Below are 18,918 nucleotides of genomic sequence, written 5' to 3' on the forward strand. Positions count from 1 at the left end.
CCTGCACCGGCGGTACCAGGCCTGACCGCAACGACTCTATGCGCTCACAACGCGCCCATGGGCCGGTTGATGCCCATGTTCGCCAGGGGCGTGACGATGTCGGGCCGCTGAGGGGTGGGTGGCGCCCCGCGCGGGGGCGACACGCCCGGGCACAGGCTCTCGATGGCGAGTCCGGGCTGTTTACGGGTCGATTCTGGCAAAGGTCGTTGACGCCTTCCCCCGCACCCGGCAGTCTCGTTGTCAGACCCGCACCCCGCCCCGGGAGGCCTCATGGCGGACGAACCGAGCCCGACCCCCGAGTCCTGGGAACAGATCGTCGCGCGCTTCGCGCGTTTCTCGGGCGTCGTCGGCGAGGTGGACGACCCGCTGACCTGGGGACTCGACCTGGTCGAGGAAGAGGTCACCGGCATCTCCGACAGCACGGACCCCACCGAGGAACGCTTCCTTCGCTCCTATCGCACGTTCTCCGGCGAGACCGTCGAGGTCGAGACCCTCCGCGTCCCCGCGACGCCGGCGCAGATCGAGGACATCGTCCGCGCGGCGTGCAGCGGCGCGCTCGTCGCACCCCTGCACGCCGACGTCGATCCGGCCGCGCCGCCGGCGATCGCCGACGTGACGGAGCTGGCCGAGTCCTACCAGGACTACCGCAGCGCGATGCGGGCGATCGTCGCCGAGGTCGACGACGTGCCGTGCGAGACCCGGCAGTTCCGGGTCGACGGCGCGAGCAAGCGCTGCATGCGGGTCACCGTGCGCGACGTCACCGCCGTCTACTCCCCTGCCGCCGACCGGGCCGTCGTCGTGACCGGACCGGCCGACCTGGTGGACCGGGTGGACGTCATCACCCGCCCCATCCGCAACCTGCTCCACGGCGAGGAAGGCCCACGGTTCTGACGGTTCCGCACGTGCGGCGGTAGGATCGCCGCCGTGATACGCGCCACTGCCTCCGCCGCGCCGCCGCGGCCGACGGTACGCAACGCCCCGGCACGACGCCCGCTCCAGCGGGTCCTGCTCCTGCTGACGATGCTCGCCCTGACGAGCACCGCCGCGGCAGGGCAGCAGGCTGCGGCCGCCAAGCGCTCGCAGGACGACATCTGGGTCAACGTCGACGGTGTCGCCTTCGAGCGCGGCAGGGAGAGCGACGAGGTCGCCTACGTGGTCCGGCCCGCCGGGACGCACCGCGGCGGGCAGGCGTACTCCCGTGACCTCACCCGGAACGAGAAGTACCGCGGCTGGACCACGTTCTGGGAGGCCAAGCAGGCGTACCCGGACGGCTACTGCGTGGTGTGGGTGGAGGTCGAGGACGCGAGCGACTGGCACGAGTCGGAAGGAAACACCGCGTGCACGGCCAGCCGGCCGGCCTCGACGCCCACGCCGACACCGACCGCCACGAAGGCCGACAAGCCAGCCAGTGCCCCTGCCCCGGTCGCGACACCGAGGCCGACGCCTGCGCCCGAACGGCCGCGGGCCACGGCAGCCGCTCCGCCGCCCTCCGCCGCACCGACAGCCGCTCCGGCGCCCACCCTCACGCCGACGCCGACCCCGACCCCCACACCCAGCGCGAGCCCGTCGCCGTCCGGCTCGAGCACACCGAGCCCTTCGCCCTCCCGCACGTCGCCAGAGGTGGCGCTCATGCAGGGCATGGCAGAGCAGCAAGGCACCGAGGCTCGGGCGGTCGCGGCGAGGGACGGCGAGGTCATCTCCCCGCTCGGTTGGGTGGCCGTGCTCGGCAGCGGCGCGGTGCTGACCACCGGCGGCCTGCTGGTGCTCTGGCGTCGCCTGACCTGACCAAGGACGCGGGTGCGCCCGGCCGGGCCCGGCAAGGGCCGCCAGGGCAGACTGGGTGCGTGACCAGACCCGCAGGCCTCCTGCTGACCCCCGGCGCGGGTGCGAACCGCGACAGCGCGGCGCTCGTCGCGGTGGAGCATGCCCTGGCCGACGTCGCACCGCCGCTGCCGGTACGCCGCGTCGACTTCCCCTACCGCCTCGAGGGGCGGCGGATGCCGGACCGGGCGCCGGTCGCCGTCGCGCACCTGCTGGCCGAGGCGGCGGCGTGGGCAGACGAGCTCGGTGTCCCGACGGACCGGCTGCTCCTCGGCGGACGGTCCTACGGCGGGCGGATGTGCTCGATGGCCGTGGCGGAGGGTCTGCCCGCCGCCGGCCTGGTGCTGCTCAGCTACCCGCTGCACCCGCCGGGGCGACCGGAGAAGCTGCGGGTGGAGCACTTCGGGCAGATCCAGGTGCCCACGCTGTTCGTGTCCGGGGACAAGGACCAGTTCGGCACCCCCGACGAGCTCGCTGAGCACGTCGCGGCGATCCCCGGGCCCGTCACGACCGTGACGCTGTCCGGAGCGCACGACATGCGCGGCGTAGCGCGCCAGGAATCGGTGGCCCAGGCCGTCGCGGCCTGGGCCGCATCGTTGTGAGCGCGACGGTTGCGGCTACGTGACCGCTTTGGGCTCAACGATCGCGCTCACAACGAAGGGGTCAGCGGCCGCCGGCCGGCTTCGCCGGGTAGGTCGGCGGGGTCTTGTCCAGCTCGATGGCGATCTCGCGCCGTTCCGCGATGATGTCGTCGCGCTCCTCGTCACGCTGCTCCAGCGCGTCAGCCTGCAGGTCGGCGCTCAGGTGGTCCCAGTACAGGACGCCGTCGAGGTGCTGGGACTCGTGGATGAGGCAGCGCGCGAGGTAGCCGGTGCCCGACAGCTGCATCGGCCCACCGTGCTGGTCCACGCCGCGCACCGTGGCCGCGCCAGGGCGTTCCAGCGGCTCGTACGCGCCGATCACGGAGAGGCAGCCCTCCTCCTCGGTCTCCGGCTCGGCATCGAGGTCCATCTCGAGCACCGGGTTGACCACGTGTCCGACGTGCCGGTCGCCCGACGAGTCCGTGAGGTCGTACACGAACACCCGGAGGTCCACGCCCACCTGCGGAGCCGCGAGGCCGACACCCTGCGCCGACTCCATGGTGGCGAACAGGTCGTCGATCAGCCGGGCGAGCTCAGGGGTCGAGAACTCCTCGACGGTCCGGGCCGGCTTGTGCAGCACCGGCTCACCGATCTCGGTGATGCGCAGCACTCGGCCGCGGGCGACCTCTGGTGCTGTCGCCGGGTACTCCTCGACCGGTTCTCCGAGCAGATAGGTGACGGGCTTGCGCCGCCGGGCGCGGGTCCATGCCATGGCACAGAGAGTACCTTCGACGCATGCAGTCCACGCCGATCCGCGACGCCGCGAGCGCGGCGGGGTACCTGCTCGACGACGCACAGCTGGCCGCGGCGGGGCATCTCGAGGACCTGCTGGGCAGGGTGGCCGTCCGCCCCGGCCGTGGACGCCCGGAGGCCGCCGGCGGCGTCTATCTCTGGGGCCCGGTGGGCCGGGGAAAGACCTGGCTCCTCGACCGGTTCCATGGTCTGGCGGGCGGGCCGCGGTTCCACTTCCACGAGTTCTACCGGGCGCTGCACGCCGAGGTCTGGGCACGGATCGGCACGGCCGATGCGATGGACAGAGCCCTGGACGCGCTGCTCGGGAACGCGCGCGTGCTCTGCTTCGACGAGCTCCACCTGCACGACGCCGGCGACGCCACGCTGCTCTCCCGGGCCCTGCGCACCCTGCTGGGCCGCGGAGTGACGCTCGTCGCGACCTCGAACTACCCACCGGAAGGGCTCCTGCCCGACCCGCTGTTCCACGAGCTCGCCGAACCCCTCATCGACCTGCTGGAGTCCCGGCTGGACGTGCTGCGGGTGGACGGTCCCGTGGACTACCGGGAGCTCGAGGTGCCGGACGACGCCGTCGTCCACGCGCCCGTCGGCTGGCGCGGCGGCGCCGTCCTCGTCCCCGGTTCGCCGGAGCTGCTCGCGGCCTCCGGCCTGGTCCGCCCCGCACCGCAGGAGGCAGTGGACGTCGCGCTGAGCGGGGGCCGGAGCGTGCAGGCCCTCCGGGCGTCGGACGGCGCCGTATGGTTCGACTTCGCCGGTCTCTGCGCCGCACCGGTGTCGGCACTGGACATGCTGTCCCTGGCCGACCGCTACGTCCGGTGGGTGGTGTCGGAGGTCGTGCCGTTCGCGGAGTGCCACCTCAACACGCAGCAGCGGTTCGTGAGCCTGGTCGACGTGCTCTACGACCGGGACCTCGCGCTGGTGCTGACGGCGCAACGGCCGCTCGACGAGCTGTTCTCGTTGCCCACCGACCGCCCTGCCCCGCCCGACCTGGCCCGTGCGACGAGCCGCCTGCGGCAGCTCCGGCAGACTGCGCACATGAGTGACGCACATGAGCGGTGAGACGACGGTCCGGGCCCGGCTCGGGAGCCGGGCGGCGCCTGCCGCCGCAGCCGTGGTGACCGTGGCTGCCGGACTGTCGGTGCGGTCGGTGCTCGGCGGCGACGTCGCGAAGTACGCGGGCGACGCGCTCTATGCGCTGCTGATCTTCTGGCTCGTGCTCGTCGTGGCCCCGCACTCTCGCGCGTGGGTCGCCGCGATCGTGGCGTTCGGGGTGAGCGCAGCTGTCGAGCTCTTCCAGCTCACCGGTGTCCCCGCAGAGCTGGGCGCCCACAGCGCGCTCGCGCGGCTCGTGCTCGGCACCACCTTCAATGCGCCGGACCTGCCGTTCTACGCGGTCGGGGCGGCACTGGGCTGGGCGCTGCACCGGCTCGCGCGGAGAGTGCGCGGCGACCGACGGCGCCGGCCGCCCGTCCGGCATCCCCGCTAGGCGGCGTTCGTCAGCCCCCTGAGCGCGTGCCGGACGATCGCCCGCACTCCATCGGGGCTCAGGTCGCCGGACCGCTCCGTCCAGCGCCGGGTGACCGGCGCGAAGATCAGATCGACGGCCAGGTCGAGGTCGACCCCCGGGTCGAGCCGGCCGGACTCCTGCGCCCGGCGGAGCCGCCGCTTCTTGAGCTCACGCATCGGCTCGTCCAGCCGCTCGCGGTAGGCCTGGCTGAGCTCCGCGTCCTCGATGATCGCCGCGGTGAGGCCGCGCAGCGCTCGGTCGAACGCGGGGTCGGCGAACTCCTCGACCGTGGCTACCAGCACGGCCGTCAGGTCTGCCTCGAGGTCACCGGTGTCGGGCAGCTCGGCAGGCTCTCCCGGTCCGAGAGAGCGCTCGAGGACGGCGTCGAGCACAAGCGCGCCCTTGTTCGGCCACCACCGGTAGATCGTCTGCTTGCCGACGCCCGCCCGTGCGGCCACCTTCTCGATGGTGAGACGCGCGTAGCCGAGCTCTGCGACGACGTCGAAGGTCGTGGCGAGGATCGCCGCGCGGGTGGCGGGGTTGCGGCGCCGTCCGGTGGACGGAAGCGAGGCGGTCGACATGCGAGCAGCCTATCGCAATGAGACGAGACGTTGCGTATTGACAAAGAGCCATCGCCCCGTCAGAGTTGTTGTCGAGACGCTTCGTCTCGTAAGCCCGTCGGAAGGGGAAGCACCATGACCGAACGACCTACCACCAGGGCCCGAACCTGGTTCATCACCGGCGCGAGCCGCGGCCTGGGCCGCGCCTTCGCCGACGCCGCCCTCGACTCCGGTGACCAGGTCGCCGCGGTGTCCCGCACGATCAGGGACGACGAGACGCGACCCGGCCTTCTCCAGATCGCCGCGGACGTCCGCGACCCGGCCTCGGTGCGGTCCGCCGTCGAACAGGCCGTGGCGGCCTTCGGCCGGCTCGACATCGTGATCAACAACGCGGGGACCATGTCGTACGGGTTCGTCGAGGAGTTCACCGAGGAGCAGGTCCGCGCCCAGCTCGAGACCAACTTCTTCGGCGCCGTCTGGGTGACCCAGGCCGTCGCTCCGGTACTGCGCCGGCAGGGGTCGGGCCACCTCATCCAGATCTCCAGCATCGGGGGTCTGGCCGGCTTCGCAGGCACCGGCCTGTACAGCGCGAGCAAGTTCGCACTGGAGGGCCTGAGCGAGGCGGTGGCGCACGAGCTCGCGGACTTCGGCGTCGACGTCACCATCGTGCAGCCGGGCGGCTACTGGACCGACCTTTACACCGCCATGGACACCGCAGCGCCCCTTGCGGAGTACGACGCGCTGCGTGACCGGCTGGCGGCGCAGTTCGCGGAGAACAGCGTCGACAGCGACCCGAAGCGGGCCGCCGACGCGATCCTTGAGCTGACCGCCAGTGCCAGTCCGCCGCGCCGGCTCCTCCTGGGCGGCACGGCCTACGACATCGCATTCGACGTCACCGACGAACGGCGCAGGACCTGGCAGGAATGGGAAGCGGTGAGTCGCGCAGCCGAGGAGCCCATCGCGGCGCCGGAGGGATAGCCCGCGCCGGTAACCCGTGCGGCCGCGCTGTCACACACCGGCCCCCTCTGTCGTCGGCGGTACAGACAGTGACCCCGGCTTCGAGGAGAACCGTATGAACATCGCCCTGTGGATAGTCGCCGGGCTACTCGCGATCGTCTACGTGGGCAGCGGCGCGCTCAAGATCATCGCGAGCAAGGAGCGGATCGCCGCGACGGGACCTGCTGCGAGATGGACCGACGACTTCAAGCCCAGCACCATCAAGGCCATCGGGGTCTTCGAGGTACTGGGCGGCCTCGGCCTGATCCTGCCCGCCCTGCTCGGCATAGCGCCGGACCTCGTGCCGTTGGCCGCCCTCGGCCTCGCGATGATCATGGCCGGCGCTGCGGTCACCCGGATCAGCCGTCGCGAGTACAAGCTCATGCTGGCGGACCTGACCTACCTGGTCCTGATCGCCTTCGTGGCGTGGGGTCGGTTCGGGCCGGAGGCGTTCGTGGCCTGATCGGGCCGACGTCGGCGGGTGCGTCCCGACGGCACGTACGCGAAAAGCCCGGAACCGCTGAGGTTCCGGGCTTTTGGCGTACGGAGCCGCCTGTGAGAATCGAACTCACGACCTTCTCATGACGAGAACGTCCCAGGGCCACGCGTGACGAATTCCGCGCACCATTCGGCGTGCATGTGGTGCGTCCGGCCGTCCCTGATGCGGCGGCGGGGGCCGCCGGGGGGCCGCGCTCCCACGGAACGTCCTTGAGAAACAGCCGGACGACAGCAAGGACTCAAGGCAGGTGCATGAGGACCTGTCGCGCCAGCACTGCGGGCTCTTGACCTTCGACGTGCAAGCGCAGGCTGCTCGGCAAGTGCGGCAGGTGGCGCGCGTATATATCGTGGTCGGCGCGTAGGTGGGCCGGATCCTTGCTGACCCCGCGTCCCGGATCCGCACGCGCTCGGGCAAGTGAGGCATCGAAGTCGGCAGTGAGCACGACGTGGAAGGCATCGATGCCCTCAGGCACCTGGTCAAGTACCTGGTGCACCTCATCCGGGCTGGAGGTGCCTTCGTCGACGACGATGTCGACGCCGGTCCTCAGCCAGGCGCCGACCAGCTGCGCATGAATTCCATGCGCCCAGTCCCAGTTCGGAAGCGTCGGCAGCGCCATCTCCGCAACGGTGTCGAGGTCGGTGCGTGCGACCGAGAAGCCATCCATCCGAAGCATCTGGACGAGTTCGCCAGCCAACGTGCTCTTCCCCGCCGCGATCGGACCACTGATTATCACCAGCCGTGAACGCGTGCGGCCCTGTTCCTTGTCAACCACGTTTTGATCGTGTCATGACCGCCGTGATTAGAGCGACGCAATACTCCCCCGCCAGTCTGGGCGACGCCGAGGGCTCTCAAGGAGGAGTGCGAGCTGCGGGTGGCACCGTAGCCATCTCGCGGCACGCCCTCGACGGCGCGCGAGGGGTAGCGGAGGGACCCGCTACCAGTAGCGCGGGCGCTACCGCCCCCGCTACCCCTGGACACGCTAGATTCCTACGATTCTCACCAGGCGTAGCGGAGTAGCGGCTCCGGCCCAGACCCCTGTTTTGGCCCAAAACCGGGGTTTGGGCGATCGGCGGGTAGTCCCTACCCGCGCTACCGCTACCGCGTCAGCCGACCTTCGTCGTGAGGTAGTCCTGCATTGCCGGCGCGAAGCCGTAGGGCACGTAGTCGGTGAACTCGTCCGGCGTCGCCCACACGATGTCCGCGAGTTCTTCGGCATCGGCGACGTATGCCTCTCCGCTGACGACGTCGCACGCGACGTAGTCCATGAGGCGTCCGGTGTTCGGGTGCACCCGCTCCCCCAGCACCTTCACGGCCTGGACGGTGAGCCCTGCCTCTTCGGCCGTCTCGCGGACAGCCGCCTCTGCGAACGTCTCGCCCTGCTCGACTGCACCGGCGGGGAACTGCCATGAGAGCGAGCCCTCAGAAACGCGACGCTGGACCAGCAGCAGCTTCCCGTCCTGGACGATGATCGCCGCTGCGATGGCGGGCTTCTCTTCGGTTACTGCCTCGGGCATGCGTGCCTCCCAGCACTTCGAGGATCGGCGGGTAGATGGTGCTCTCCGGGATGAACTTGCCGAGGTCCGCTACGGCCACCCATGCGACGCTGGCGTTCTCGACGACGTCGCGATTCTCCGCCTCACCGGCGAGGTAGTCACAGTGGAAATACTCGATGTAGACGCCCGTGTGCGGGTGCACGCGGGCTCCGATCTGCTCTCGCACGGAGCAGTGAACGGCGGTCTCGGCGTAGGTCTCGCGTACTGCGGCATCGGCCGGCGAGGCTCCGGGTTTCACGATGCCAGCCGGGAACTGCCAGTGAAGCGCGCCACCGTCGCGGCGCTGGACCAGGAGCACGAGATCGTCACGCTGAACCAGCGCGAGGACGACCGTGAGGCGCTGCGGCCCGTCGTCGCTCTGCTCTGGTTCAGCAGCTCGCATCGCGTGCGCGAACCGCTGGCGCGCTCCGTCTTCGGCTCGTTGTAGCGTCGCGTCCAGCATCCGCTGAACGTCGGGCCGCTGTCGGGTCGCCGGGTTCTGGTGCCAGCCCGCGACGGTGCGCGGAGCGAGGCCGAGGTGCTCGGCGAACTCTTCGTTGGACATGCGTAGCGCGGACTGGAGCCGGGCGGCTCGCACGCCGTTCCACGCATCAAGCAGAGTCAATGCAATCACCCCCTGCATCGGTTGCACCTGCACTGCGTCGGGACTGCATCGGGGCGTCATCGATCGCCCACCCGAACAGCGATTCGCTGGTCACATGCAAAACGACCTACGCGGACCGAGCATCCTCAAGAGCCTGCACCCGTGCTTCGAGTGCGGCGACGCGCTCCGCGAGGCTCTCGTCTCCGGCCGACGCCGTGCGCTGGTCAGCACTGGCGACGAAGACGCCCTTGCCCTGCTGTCCGATGACGTAGCCCACCGCTTTGAGCGCACCGAGCGCGTCACGGACGACCGTGCTGGATACGCCGTGCTCCGCCTGAAGCGTGGCCGACGAGGGGAGCTGCGCACCCTCGGAGAGTTCACCGCTGGTGATGCGGCGTCGGAGTTCTCCGGCCAGTCGTCGGCCGGCGGTTCGCTCGTGAGGTTCTCCGAACGCGAGGTGGCGCGCTCCTTCGAGAAGCTGCTCGCTGGTGGCCTGGTCAACTCGTCGGTGGTGCGCTACCGCGCCAGCCTGTCCGTGTTCTTCTCCTGGTGCGTCCGTGAGAAGTTGCTCGCGCGGAACCCCGTCACCGGGGTCAAGGTTCCCAAGGGCTCGGACGAGGTGGACGAGATACACCCGTTCACGGAGAACGAGCTCGAGGCCGCGTACCTGGTCTGGAAGACGAAGGACGAACGGTTGGCGGACATCCTGCTCGTGCTGGGCTGGACCGGCCTCCGCTGGGGCGAGGCACGTGCGATGCAGGTCGCGTCCCTCATGGAGGTACCGACGGCTGCGCTCATGGTGCGCCGGAGCCAGCCCGAGGGCTCCCCAGTGAAGGCCACCAAGGGCCGGAGCATCCGTCGTGTGCCGCTGGGGAACCGCGTGCTGCCGATCGTCCGCGAACTGGCGCGTGGCAAGGCACCTCATGACCTGTTGTTCACGACGTCGGGCGGGGCGCAGCTCTGGCGGTCGGCGTCGCTGCGGCTGCTCGACTGGGCGAGGCGGGACGACGCCGGGAACAGCATCGGGACCGGTCGGGGCCGGCGTCTCCACGACCTACGGCACACCGCCGCGTGTCTCTGGCTGGCACGGCGTATCGATCCCGGAACGGTGCAGGCGTGGTGCGGCCACGAATCGATCGCGACCACGAACCGGTACCTGCACTACCTCGGTACCGGAGCCGACAAAGCGGGCCTAGGTCGCCTGAACGAAGGGGTCTCCGACGACTCGGGGGCCGCCGGGGGGCCGTTGGGTCCTTAATTGGGTCCCGGCCAACGAAGAAACCCCGCTTAACCAAGGCCATACAGCCTGGTCAAGCGGGGTTTTTCTGTGGAGCCGCCTATCAGAATCGAACTGATGACCTTCTCATTACGAGCGCGTGCCGGGTGCCTCGCTCGTCGATTCATGGCCGGTCTCTCCGTGCATCGAGTGCGCCGGTCGGCTGTCCGTGCATCCTGGGGGAACCTCGGGGGAACCTGCGCACCCGGCTCCCCGACTACGTGCGGGCGGTTGTTAGGCGGAGGACCGACCCGTCCGACGACAACGCCGTCCGCCGTGACCGTCCGCAATCTACGAGTAGCACCGTAGCCGTCTCGTGGCGCCCCCTCGACGTCGCGCACGGGGTAGCGGAGGTAGCGGAGCGCCCCGCTACCGGTAGCGGGGGCGCTACCGCCTCCGCCACCCCTGGAGCCGCTAGATTCCAACGATTCTCACCAGGGGTAGCGGAGTAGCGGCCTCCAGCCCAAGGCCTCGATATGGCCCGAAACCGGGGTTCTGGCGCTGCGCGGGTATTGGGCTACCTGCGCTACCGCTACCTCGTTATCCGACCTTCGTCGTGAGGTAGTCCTGCACCGCTGGCGCGAAGCCGTAGGGCACGTAGTCGGAGAACGTGTCAGGAGACGCCCAGACGATGTCTGCGAGTTCTTCGGTGTCGGCGACGTACGCCTCGCCGCTGACGACGTCGCACGCGACGTAGCCCATGAGGCGACCGGTGTTCGGGTGCACGCGCTCCCCCAGCACCTTCACGGCATCGACGGTGAGCCCTGTCTCTTCGGCAGTCTCGCGGACGGCTGCCTGCTCGAACGTCTCGCCCTGCTCGACTGCTCCCGCGGGGAACTGCCACGAGAGCGAGCCTTCGGATACACGACGCTGGACCAGGAGCAGCTTGCCGTCCTGGACGATGATCGCCGCTGCGATGGCGGGCTTCTCTTCGGTTACTGCCTCAGACATGCGTGCCTCCCAGCACTTCGAGGATCGGCGGGTAGATGTTGCTCTCCGGTATGAACTTGCCGAGGTCCGCCACCGCGACCCACGCGACGCTGGCGTTCTCGACGACGTCGCGATTCTCCGCCTCACCAGCGAGATAGTCACAGTGGAAATACTCGCAGTAGACGCCCGTCTTCGGGTGCACGCGCGCTCCGATCTGCTCACGGACAGAGCAGTGAACAGCAGTCTCGGCGTAGGTCTCGCGTACAGCGGCATCGGCCGGCGACGCTCCGGGCTTCACGATGCCAGCAGGAAACTGCCAGTGGAGCGCGCCCCCGTCGCGACGCTGGACCAGGAGCACGAGGTTGTCCCGTTGGACCAGCGCGAGGGCGACCGTGAGGCGCTGCGGCCCGTCGTCGCGCTGCTGCTCTGGTTCAGCAGCTCGCATTGCGTGCTCGAACCGCTGGCGCGCTCCGTCGTCGGCTCGCTGTAGAGCCCCGTCCAGCATCCGCTGAACGTCTGGCCGCTGTCGGGTCTCCGGGTTCTGGTGCCAGCCCGCGACGGTACGCGGAGCGAGGCCGAGATGTTCGGCGAACTCTTCGTTGGACATGCGTAGCGCGGACTGGAGCCGGGCGGCTCGCTCGCCGTTCCACGCATCAAGCAGAGTCAATGCAATCACCCCCTGCATCGGTTGCACCTGCACTGCATCGGGACTGCAGCGGGCTGTCATCGATCGCCCGCCCGAACAGCGATTCGCTGGTCACATGCGAAACAACCTACGCGGTCCGAGCATCCTCGAGAGCCTGTACCCGCGCTTCGAGCGCGGCGACACGCTCCACGAGGCTCTCGTCTCCAGCCGTCGCCGTGCGCTGTTCGGCAGTGGCGACGAAGACGCCCTTGCCCTGCTGGCCGATGACGTAGCCCTCAGCCTTGAGCGCACTGAGCGCGTCACGGACGACCGTGCTGGAGACGCCGTGCTCCGCCTGGAGCGCGGACGCCGAGGGCAACTGCGCACCCTCGGAAAGTTCGCCGCTGACGATGCGGCGTCGGAGTTCTCCGGCCAGACGACGACCGGCGGGTTCGCTCGTGAGGTTCGTGTTCATCAGGGCACCGCCTCCTTTATGCACTAAGTACAGCACACCCCACCTGCGAGTTCACGGAAGTTCACTCGTAACACTTGACGCACTATGTGCACTAGGTGCACTGTGGAGACACGGGCCGAGGCAAAAGGTCTCGGCCAGGACTACGAAACTCAGGAGGCCATCATGTCTGTAACGACGACGGAGAAGACGACGGTCGGAGCGCAGGAGCCCCGGACGCTGGTGGACGTCATGATCGACTCTGCGGCCCTGGTGGGCCGTATCGGTCGTGACCGTGTCTTCGAGGTGCACGTCCACGTGCACGACGTGATCGTGATCCTCGCGAGCGGCGTTGACGCGTGGGCCGTGGCTGCTGACCTCGGCCTGGTCCTCCAGGACCTGACCGAGGACATCGAGGACGGCGAACTGGTCCGCAGCGCCTGGGGATACGACGTCGTCCCCGGCCTGTCGTACGTGATGCTGCGCGGCGAGGGGATGCCCGGCGACGCCGAGCTCTACGCCGAACTGACCGGTGCCCAGGGTGCGGGCGCCGGGCGGCGCGTCGTCGGACCGAACGCATGACGCGGCCTGGCTACTACTCCGGCCGCTCTCCGCGACCGAGTCCCGTCCGACCGCCGTCGCGCACGGACCGAACCGGATGGCGCGGACGCCCGGACCGGACCGGACAGCCGGACGGGACCGGTCCAACGGACAGCCGTACCGGACCGGACCGCCGCCCGGCACGCCGGGCGGACACAGACGTCATCCGGCCGGACAGCCCGAAGACTGCCCGACCGGACACGCGGACAGGCGGCTCCTGCCAGAGCCCCAAGTCCGGACAGACCGCCAACGAATCCAGCCGCTAGGAAGGGTCGCGATGAACAGTCCAAACCCAGTGAACACCACGGGTGACAGCCACGTCACGCCGGACATGTCCGCCCGGACAGCCGGTGACGCGGCACCCGCCGTGTCCGCCGAGAAGTCCGCCCCGGACACGGCCGGACCACGGGAACGGAAGTCCGCCGCTGCGGTCCTAGTCGAACTGGCGATGGACCGGTACGCCTTCGGCTGCACCCCGGACGGCGAGCCGTTCGCCGTTCCGACGTCGGGCGGCAAGATCGTCCGGATCCTGCGTGGCGGACGCTCGTCACTACGGTCCGAACTCGCACAGATCTACCAGAAGCACACCGGCCTCATCGCCGGACAGCAAGCCCTGTCGGACGCACTGCTCGTCATCGAGGGCACCGCCCGGCAAACCGAGCCGGTACCGGTCCACCTGCGCGTTGCGGAGTCGGCCGGCGCAACCTGGATCGACCTGGGGGACGCCGCCGAGAGCGTCGTCCGAGTCGACTCCCGAGGCTGGACCATGGCCGACGACGTGCCGGTCCTGTTCCGTCGTACCGCGCTCACCGCAGCGCTCCCCGCCCCGGAGCCGGGCGGCACGCTGGATGACCTGTGGGCGCTGCTCAACGTCACCGCGGCGGACCGGCCGCTCGTGCTCGCCTGGCTCGTCGCTGCTCTCGGCTGGGAGAACATCCCGCATCCGATGCTCGCGCTCCTGGGCGAGCAAGGCACCGGGAAGTCGTCGGCGACGAAGAGTCTGGTGCAGCTCGTTGACCCGTCCCCGGTCCCGCTGCGCAAGCCGCCGCGAGACGCCACAGGATGGGTGACCGCCGCCGCTGGTTCGTGGGTCGTCGGCCTGGACAACATCTCAGACATCCCCGGCTGGCTGTCTGACTCCCTGTGCCGGGCGGTGACCGGTGACGGCGACGTTCGACGCGAGTTGTACAGCGACGACGGCCTAGCCGTGTTCTCGTTCCGCCGCGCCATCGTCATGAACGGCATCGACGTCGGAGCCATGGCACCCGACCTCGCGGACCGGTCCATCGTCGTCAACCTGGACCGGATCAGCGAGACGCAGCGGCGCCCTGAGTCGCAGCTCGTGACCGCGTGGGAGTCCGCGTGGCCGCGTGTGTTCGGCGCGCTGCTCTCGCAGGTCCAGGCGTGCAAAGCCCGGATTCCTTCCGTCCGGCTCGACTCCATGCCGCGCATGGCCGACTTCGCCATGGTGCTCGCAGCACTGGACCAGGTGAACGGGACCGCTGGCCTCTCGTCCTACCGGGACCAGGCGAACACCCTGGCCCGCGACGCGGTGACCTCAGACCCGTTCCTCGCCGCTCTGTCGGTCCACGTGACCACGGCATGGGAGGGCACCGCCGCCGCGCTGCTCGACCTGGTCCAGCCCGAGGGCATCCCGCCGCGCACCTGGCCCAAGAGCGCCCGGGGAGTGACCGGTGTCCTCAAGCGCACCGCGCCCGCGCTGCGCTCCGCTGGATGGGGCGTGGACGACCTCGGCACCGCGAACAAGAGCGGCGTCAACCTCTGGCGACTCACCCCACCCAGAGATGCCCCGGAATCATCCCCGCCTATCCCCGCTACCCCGTCTCCGCAGGTCACAGCCCTGCACACGGCGGGGGAAAGCGTGGCAGGGCGGGTTACCGATCCCGGCAGGCGGGGTAACGGCGGGGAACGATACCCCGCCCTGAGAGTCGTTAACCCGCCTTACCCCGCCACATCCGACGCCCTGACCTGCGAAGACGGGGTAGCGGGGATAGGCGGGGATCAATACGGGGCATCTCCGGTCGGCACCTGCCCCGACTGCGGAGAGTCCCTGTCCGGCCCTGGCTCCACCACCCGATGCCGCCCCAACCACACCAGCGACGACGCCGAGGAGAACACCCATGTCTCTTGACACCACCACAGCCGTCGCCCACTCAGCGACCGCCGTCCCCACAGACGAGTTCCTGACGACCGAGGAAGTAGCCACCTGGCTCAAGGTCGCTCCCTCGACGGTGTGCCGCTGGCGGCTCGCTGGCAAGGGTCCGCGCGTCGTCTGGCTCTCGCCGTCGCTCCCCCGCTACCGCCGTGACGACGTCGTCGTCTGGCTGGACCAGGCGGCTGCCTGATGAGCGTCCAGAAGCAGCCGAACGGGCGTTTCAAGGCCCGGCTGAAGAACGGCCGCGAGTACATCGGCGGCAAGACCTTCGACACGCGGACCGAGGCACGGGACTGGCTCAAGCGAGAGCGAGCCGCCCTCGCCGGAGGCATCGACCCACGGGCCGGTCGGGAGCAGGTCCGCGCCGTGCTGGACCGCTGGCTCGCGATCCGCCAGAACACGGTGGCCGCGAAGACGTACCGAGCCGATGCGGACCTGCGCCGGCTCATGCCGTCGAGCCTGCTGAACATGCATCTGGGCGCGGTTTCCGACCGCGAGATCTCACGTTCCTACGAGCGGCTGCTCACAGCGGCACCTCACCGTTCGACGAAGCACAAGGGCGGGCGTGCACCCGAACGGCTCACCGCCGCTTCGGTCGGGCGCTACCGGGCGAGCCTGTCGGCGTTCTTCGGCTGGTGCGTCCGAGAGAAGCTGATCGTCGCCAACCCGGTCACGAACACCCGCGTCCCCAAACCCTCGGAGGAGGCCATCGAGATGCGACCGTTCACGGAGGCAGAACTGGAAGAGGCCTACGCCATCTGGAAGGAGAAGGACACACGCCTCGCGGACGTGCTGCTCGTGCTGGGCTGGACCGGGCTCCGCTGGGGTGAGGCCAGAGCACTCCAGGTGGCTGACTTCGTCGAGGTCCCCACGCCCGGCGTGATGGTCAGGCGGAACCAGCCCGAGGGGATCGAGCGCAAGCGCCCTAAGGGCGGTCGGTCCCGTCGCGTGCCGCTGGCAAACCGGGTGCTGGCTATCGTCCGCGACCTCGCGCACGGCAAGGCACCGCACGAGCTGCTTCTCACCACGTCGTCGGGAGCGATGCTCCACAGGACGGCCGTGCTCCGCGCGCTCGACTGGGAGAACACCGGTCAGGGTCGCCGCCTGCACGACCTGCGACACACCGCCGCGTGCCTCTGGATCACGCGCCGCGTCGACCTCGCCACGGTGCAGGCGTGGTGCGGCCACGAGTCCGCAGCGACGACAAACCGGTACCTGCACTTCCTCGGGACCGGTGCCGATGTCGCGGGCCTGGAGCGCCTGAACGACGCTCCGGGGAACCTCGGGGGAACCGACGACGAGGAAGACGCCTCCTAGGCAACGAAGAAACCCCGCTTGACCGGAGCGTTTGCCCTGGTCAAGCGGGGTTTTTCACGGAGCCGCCTGTGGGAATCGAACCCACGACCTTCTCATTACGAGTGAGACGCTCTACCGACTGAGCTAAGGCGGCGTGCGCACCGCGAGCCGGTAACGAACCGGATCGGTGAGCGGCCCTCACTGTACCCAATGGAAGGCCCAGGTTTCAAAGCGAAACCGTGTGACGTCCTCAACCCCGTGAAACCGGGCCCACCTGCGTCAGCAGGTGAGGCCGTCCTCCGGGACCGTGCCCTCCACCAGATAGTCCTCCACGGCCGTGCTGACGCAGGTGTTCGACCGGCCGTACGCCGTGTGCCCCTCACCCTCGTACGTAACCAGGGTGCCCGACGAGAGCGTGCTCGCGAGCGACTCGGCCCAGCGGTACGGGGTGGCCGGGTCGTTGGTGGTACCGACGACGACGATCGGCGGCGCGCCCTTGGCAGCCTGGTCGAACTCCTGCTCCGCCGGCGGGTACGGCCAGTCCGTGCACTCGATACCGGAGTACCCGAAGGACTCACCGAGGGTGGGTGCCGCTTCCTCGATGTCGGCAGCCAGCTCCCGCATCTGCGTCATGTCCTCCTCGGCGCGGTCGTCGGCGCAGTTGATCGCGCGGAACGCCTCCTCGCTGTTGGACTTGAAGGTGCCGTCCTCGTTGCGGTCGTTGTAGACGTCGGCCAGGTAGAGCAGGTCGTCACCGGTGCCCTCCCAGAAGACCTCCTGCAGTGCCTGCGTGAGGAACGACCAGGACCCCTCGTCGTACATGGTCACCGCCACGCCGTAGAAAGCGAGCTTCTTGGTCACCGACCGCTCGGACGACGTCGGGATCGGGTTGGGTTCCGCGTCCTCGACCATGGCCTGGATCTGCTGCAGGCCGCTGGTGACGTCACCGGTCAGCGGGCAGTCGCTGCTCGCCTGGCAGTCCGTCACGTAGGCGCGCAGGGCGCTCTCGAAGCCTTCCGCCTGCTGCAGGGCCACCTCGTCCGACGCCAGCGTGGTGTCGAGCGCGCCGTCGAGCACCAGGCGCCCGGTCCGGGCCGGGAACAGGCCCGCGTAGGTGGCGCCGAGCTGGGTGCCGTAGGAGAAGCCGAGGAAGTTGAGCTTGTCGTCGCCGAGCGCGCCCCTGAGCATGTCCATGTCCTTGGCCGCTGACTGCGTGTCCACGTTCCCGAGCAGCGGACCGGTGTTCTCGGCGCACGCCTGCCCCCAGGCCCGGACCGCGTCCTGCCGGTCCGCCAGGCCCTCCGGCGTGTACGGGTAGTCGGTGCTGAGGAACTCGTCCTTGCCCGCGTCGTCGTAGCACTTCACCGGCGTCGACTGCCCCACACCGCGGGGGTCGAAGCCCACGATGTCGAACGAGGAGCGCAGCGACTGCCCGAACCGCGCCGGGTCGCCGACGAAGTCCACCCCTGACCCGCCGGGACCGCCCGGGTTGACCAGCAGGGATCCCACCTTCTGCCCCGAGGCGGGGATCCGCTTGAGCGCGATCTCGATGCTGCCGGACCCGGCGTCGTGCCAGGAGAGCGGCGCGGAGGCCACGGCGCACTGGAAACCCTCGCCGCAGTCGGTCCACTCCAGCGACTGGCCGTAGAAGTCCTCGAACCCCTTGGGCGCGCCCTCTGTCGCCGAGCCGTCCGACTTGCCCACGTCCTCCAGCGCGGTCTGCACCTTGGGCGGCGCACCGCAGGCGGCGAGAAGGAGAACAGTGGTGAGCAGCGTGGCGACGACGGCCGCAGGCTGACGACGGCGGGCGGGGCGAATCACCCGCACAACCTATCGGTTGTGCTGGGTAGATTTCTTACCCGTTGGCGAACCGACACGCGACCCTCACGAGTCGAGCCAGGTCACCGGCCCGGGCTCGCCCTCTGCGGCGCGGGGCTGGAGCTCGACCTTGCCCTTTTCGCCCAGCATGACCGGGACCGGCTGGCCGGTGTCCGACTCCGCCGGCACCTCGACCACCGTGGTGGTGGGCACGAAGTCCATGGTGCAGATGCCGTCGCTCGGCGGTATGAGCTGGACCGCCAGCAGGCCGTCGGCCGCGGCGACGCCGGGCGCCTTGCCGCCAGAACCGATGGTCGCCTCCGGCTCCGCGAACGTGGGACAGGAGCTGGACCCGTTGGTCACCACGTACAGCAGACCCTCCACGGGCGCCCACGCGACCCCGACCGTCGAGTCCGTGCTGCCCTCCACACCAGGAGGCAGGCCACGCCCGGAGCTGCCGGCCTCGACCTCCATGTCGGCGGCCTGCGGAAGCTGGTCGTCCTTGCCCGTCCCATCGGAGGGGCTGGCGCTGTCGGAAGGGCTGGGGCTGGCCGTCCCGCTCTCCTCCGGCGTCGTCGACGTGGCGGCGGCCGAGTCACCCGCCTCGGACCCGCCGACGTCGGACTGCGCGCAGCCGGACAGCGCCAGCGCCGCCGTCACGCCGAGGCCCAGCACCACCGCACCCGCACGGTCGAGGTGCCGTGCCGTCCCACCGGATCGGTCCATCCGCCTGATCTTCATACCCAGATCCTTCCGCTCGCCTGACACCACCGGGTGGTCGTCGCAGGTTACGACGCCTCCACTCCTGTCATGTGGCGGGCGCTGGCGGTCTTGCA

23 protein-coding genes and 1 tRNA gene are annotated in these 18,918 nt (G+C 69.8%); 12 read left to right on the forward strand and 12 right to left on the reverse strand.

Going from position 1 to position 18,918, the window contains the following annotated elements:
• The first annotated feature begins 270 nt into the window (after nt 1-270).
• The 3 genes from ACFS27_RS29135 to ACFS27_RS29145 are packed head-to-tail and all read left to right on the forward strand — an operon-like array spanning nt 271 to nt 2,423.
• Nucleotides 271-891 (forward strand): hypothetical protein, encoded by a 621-nt coding sequence (locus tag ACFS27_RS29135; protein ID WP_377190857.1) that lies wholly within the window; start codon nt 271-273, stop codon nt 889-891.
• 33 nt (nt 892-924) lie between these two features.
• Nucleotides 925-1,785, forward strand: coding sequence for a hypothetical protein (locus ACFS27_RS29140; RefSeq protein WP_377190859.1), 861 nt, complete (start codon nt 925-927; stop codon nt 1,783-1,785).
• 59 nt (nt 1,786-1,844) lie between these two features.
• Nucleotides 1,845-2,423, forward strand: coding sequence for an alpha/beta hydrolase family protein (locus tag ACFS27_RS29145; protein WP_377190861.1), 579 nt, complete (start codon nt 1,845-1,847; stop codon nt 2,421-2,423).
• Between the two features lie 61 nt (nt 2,424-2,484).
• On the opposite strand, the gene def is transcribed toward ACFS27_RS29145, so the two are convergent.
• Nucleotides 2,485-3,174 (reverse strand): peptide deformylase, encoded by a 690-nt coding sequence (gene def / locus ACFS27_RS29150; RefSeq protein ID WP_377190863.1) that lies wholly within the window; start codon nt 3,172-3,174, stop codon nt 2,485-2,487.
• A gap of 23 nt (nt 3,175-3,197) precedes the next feature.
• On the opposite strand from def, the gene zapE reads away from it, so the two are divergent.
• Entirely contained in the window at nt 3,198-4,271 is a 1,074-nt protein-coding gene (gene zapE / locus ACFS27_RS29155) for a cell division protein ZapE (RefSeq protein ID WP_377190865.1), read from the forward strand.
• A complete protein-coding gene (locus ACFS27_RS29160; protein WP_377190867.1) occupies nt 4,261-4,698 on the forward strand; it encodes a ribosomal maturation YjgA family protein in 438 nt (145 codons plus the stop codon). Before zapE ends, ACFS27_RS29160 begins: the two co-directional genes overlap by 11 nt.
• Here the strand turns inward: ACFS27_RS29160 and ACFS27_RS29165 are convergent.
• Nucleotides 4,695-5,300 (reverse strand): TetR/AcrR family transcriptional regulator, encoded by a 606-nt coding sequence (locus tag ACFS27_RS29165; RefSeq protein ID WP_377190869.1) that lies wholly within the window; start codon nt 5,298-5,300, stop codon nt 4,695-4,697. The genes ACFS27_RS29160 and ACFS27_RS29165 overlap by 4 nt on opposite strands.
• A 114-nt stretch (nt 5,301-5,414) precedes the next feature.
• On the opposite strand from ACFS27_RS29165, the gene ACFS27_RS29170 reads away from it, so the two are divergent.
• On the forward strand, nt 5,415-6,257 hold the full coding sequence (locus ACFS27_RS29170; RefSeq protein WP_377190871.1) for an SDR family NAD(P)-dependent oxidoreductase: 843 nt from the start codon (nt 5,415-5,417) through the stop codon (nt 6,255-6,257).
• Nucleotides 6,258-6,351: 94 nt separating this feature from the next.
• Nucleotides 6,352-6,738: a DoxX family protein gene (locus ACFS27_RS29175; protein ID WP_377190873.1), complete on the forward strand. Its 387-nt coding sequence runs from the start codon at nt 6,352-6,354 to the stop codon at nt 6,736-6,738.
• Nucleotides 6,739-7,012: 274 nt separating this feature from the next.
• Here ACFS27_RS29175 and ACFS27_RS29180 read toward each other — a convergent pair whose 3' ends face one another.
• From ACFS27_RS29180 to ACFS27_RS29195, 4 genes are all read right to left on the reverse strand, one after another.
• Nucleotides 7,013-7,546, reverse strand: a complete 534-nt coding sequence (locus ACFS27_RS29180; protein WP_377190875.1) for an AAA family ATPase — start codon at nt 7,544-7,546, stop codon at nt 7,013-7,015.
• 331 nt (nt 7,547-7,877) lie between these two features.
• Nucleotides 7,878-8,288, reverse strand: coding sequence for an NUDIX hydrolase (locus ACFS27_RS29185; RefSeq protein WP_377190877.1), 411 nt, complete (start codon nt 8,286-8,288; stop codon nt 7,878-7,880).
• On the reverse strand, nt 8,194-8,949 hold the full coding sequence (locus tag ACFS27_RS29190) for an NUDIX hydrolase (RefSeq protein WP_377190879.1): 756 nt from the start codon (nt 8,947-8,949) through the stop codon (nt 8,194-8,196). The genes ACFS27_RS29185 and ACFS27_RS29190 overlap by 95 nt, the downstream gene beginning before the upstream one ends.
• An 88-nt stretch (nt 8,950-9,037) precedes the next feature.
• Nucleotides 9,038-9,544: a winged helix-turn-helix domain-containing protein gene (locus ACFS27_RS29195; protein ID WP_377190881.1), complete on the reverse strand. Its 507-nt coding sequence runs from the start codon at nt 9,542-9,544 to the stop codon at nt 9,038-9,040.
• Between ACFS27_RS29195 and ACFS27_RS29200 the strand changes: the two genes are divergently transcribed.
• The gene (locus tag ACFS27_RS29200; protein WP_377190883.1) at nt 9,530-10,168 is read left to right on the forward strand and encodes a tyrosine-type recombinase/integrase; all 639 of its coding nucleotides are present in this window, start codon (nt 9,530-9,532) and stop codon (nt 10,166-10,168) included. The two genes, ACFS27_RS29195 and ACFS27_RS29200, sit on opposite strands and share 15 nt — an antisense overlap.
• 558 nt (nt 10,169-10,726) lie before the next feature.
• On the opposite strand, the gene ACFS27_RS29205 is transcribed toward ACFS27_RS29200, so the two are convergent.
• The 3 genes from ACFS27_RS29205 to ACFS27_RS29215 all read right to left on the reverse strand — a co-directional run bounded on the left by ACFS27_RS29205 (nt 10,727) and on the right by ACFS27_RS29215 (nt 12,216).
• Nucleotides 10,727-11,137, reverse strand: coding sequence for an NUDIX hydrolase (locus tag ACFS27_RS29205; protein ID WP_377190885.1), 411 nt, complete (start codon nt 11,135-11,137; stop codon nt 10,727-10,729).
• Nucleotides 11,130-11,801, reverse strand: a complete 672-nt coding sequence (locus ACFS27_RS29210) for an NUDIX hydrolase (protein WP_377190887.1) — start codon at nt 11,799-11,801, stop codon at nt 11,130-11,132. The genes ACFS27_RS29205 and ACFS27_RS29210 overlap by 8 nt, the downstream gene beginning before the upstream one ends.
• A gap of 88 nt (nt 11,802-11,889) precedes the next feature.
• Complete coding sequence (locus ACFS27_RS29215; protein WP_377190889.1) at nt 11,890-12,216, reverse strand: winged helix-turn-helix domain-containing protein; 327 nt, start codon at nt 12,214-12,216, stop codon at nt 11,890-11,892.
• Nucleotides 12,217-12,378: 162 nt separating this feature from the next.
• Between ACFS27_RS29215 and ACFS27_RS29220 the strand changes: the two genes are divergently transcribed.
• The 4 genes from ACFS27_RS29220 to ACFS27_RS29235 all read left to right on the forward strand — a co-directional run bounded on the left by ACFS27_RS29220 (nt 12,379) and on the right by ACFS27_RS29235 (nt 16,285).
• Nucleotides 12,379-12,774 carry a hypothetical protein gene (locus tag ACFS27_RS29220; RefSeq protein ID WP_377190891.1) on the forward strand — a complete coding sequence of 132 codons (396 nt, stop codon included), beginning with the start codon at nt 12,379-12,381 and terminating at the stop codon, nt 12,772-12,774.
• A 295-nt stretch (nt 12,775-13,069) separates the two neighbouring features.
• Nucleotides 13,070-14,944, forward strand: coding sequence for a hypothetical protein (locus ACFS27_RS29225; RefSeq protein ID WP_377190893.1), 1,875 nt, complete (start codon nt 13,070-13,072; stop codon nt 14,942-14,944).
• Nucleotides 14,934-15,158 (forward strand): helix-turn-helix transcriptional regulator, encoded by a 225-nt coding sequence (locus ACFS27_RS29230; protein WP_377190895.1) that lies wholly within the window; start codon nt 14,934-14,936, stop codon nt 15,156-15,158. Before ACFS27_RS29225 ends, ACFS27_RS29230 begins: the two co-directional genes overlap by 11 nt.
• The gene (locus ACFS27_RS29235) at nt 15,158-16,285 is read left to right on the forward strand and encodes a tyrosine-type recombinase/integrase (protein ID WP_377190897.1); all 1,128 of its coding nucleotides are present in this window, start codon (nt 15,158-15,160) and stop codon (nt 16,283-16,285) included. The genes ACFS27_RS29230 and ACFS27_RS29235 overlap by 1 nt, the downstream gene beginning before the upstream one ends.
• A gap of 60 nt (nt 16,286-16,345) precedes the next feature.
• Here ACFS27_RS29235 and ACFS27_RS29240 read toward each other — a convergent pair.
• From ACFS27_RS29240 to ACFS27_RS29250, 3 genes are all read right to left on the reverse strand, one after another.
• Nucleotides 16,346-16,418 (reverse strand) — tRNA-Thr (locus ACFS27_RS29240).
• Between the two features lie 125 nt (nt 16,419-16,543).
• Nucleotides 16,544-18,085 (reverse strand): alpha/beta hydrolase, encoded by a 1,542-nt coding sequence (locus tag ACFS27_RS29245; RefSeq protein ID WP_377190899.1) that lies wholly within the window; start codon nt 18,083-18,085, stop codon nt 16,544-16,546.
• Nucleotides 18,086-18,148: 63 nt separating this feature from the next.
• A complete protein-coding gene (locus ACFS27_RS29250; protein ID WP_377190901.1) occupies nt 18,149-18,823 on the reverse strand; it encodes a hypothetical protein in 675 nt (224 codons plus the stop codon).
• Nucleotides 18,824-18,918: the final 95 nt, after the last annotated feature.

Origin of the sequence: Promicromonospora vindobonensis (assembly GCF_042685865.1) — a bacterium.
In the GTDB taxonomy this organism is placed as follows: Bacteria; Actinomycetota; Actinomycetes; order Actinomycetales; family Cellulomonadaceae; genus Promicromonospora; species Promicromonospora vindobonensis.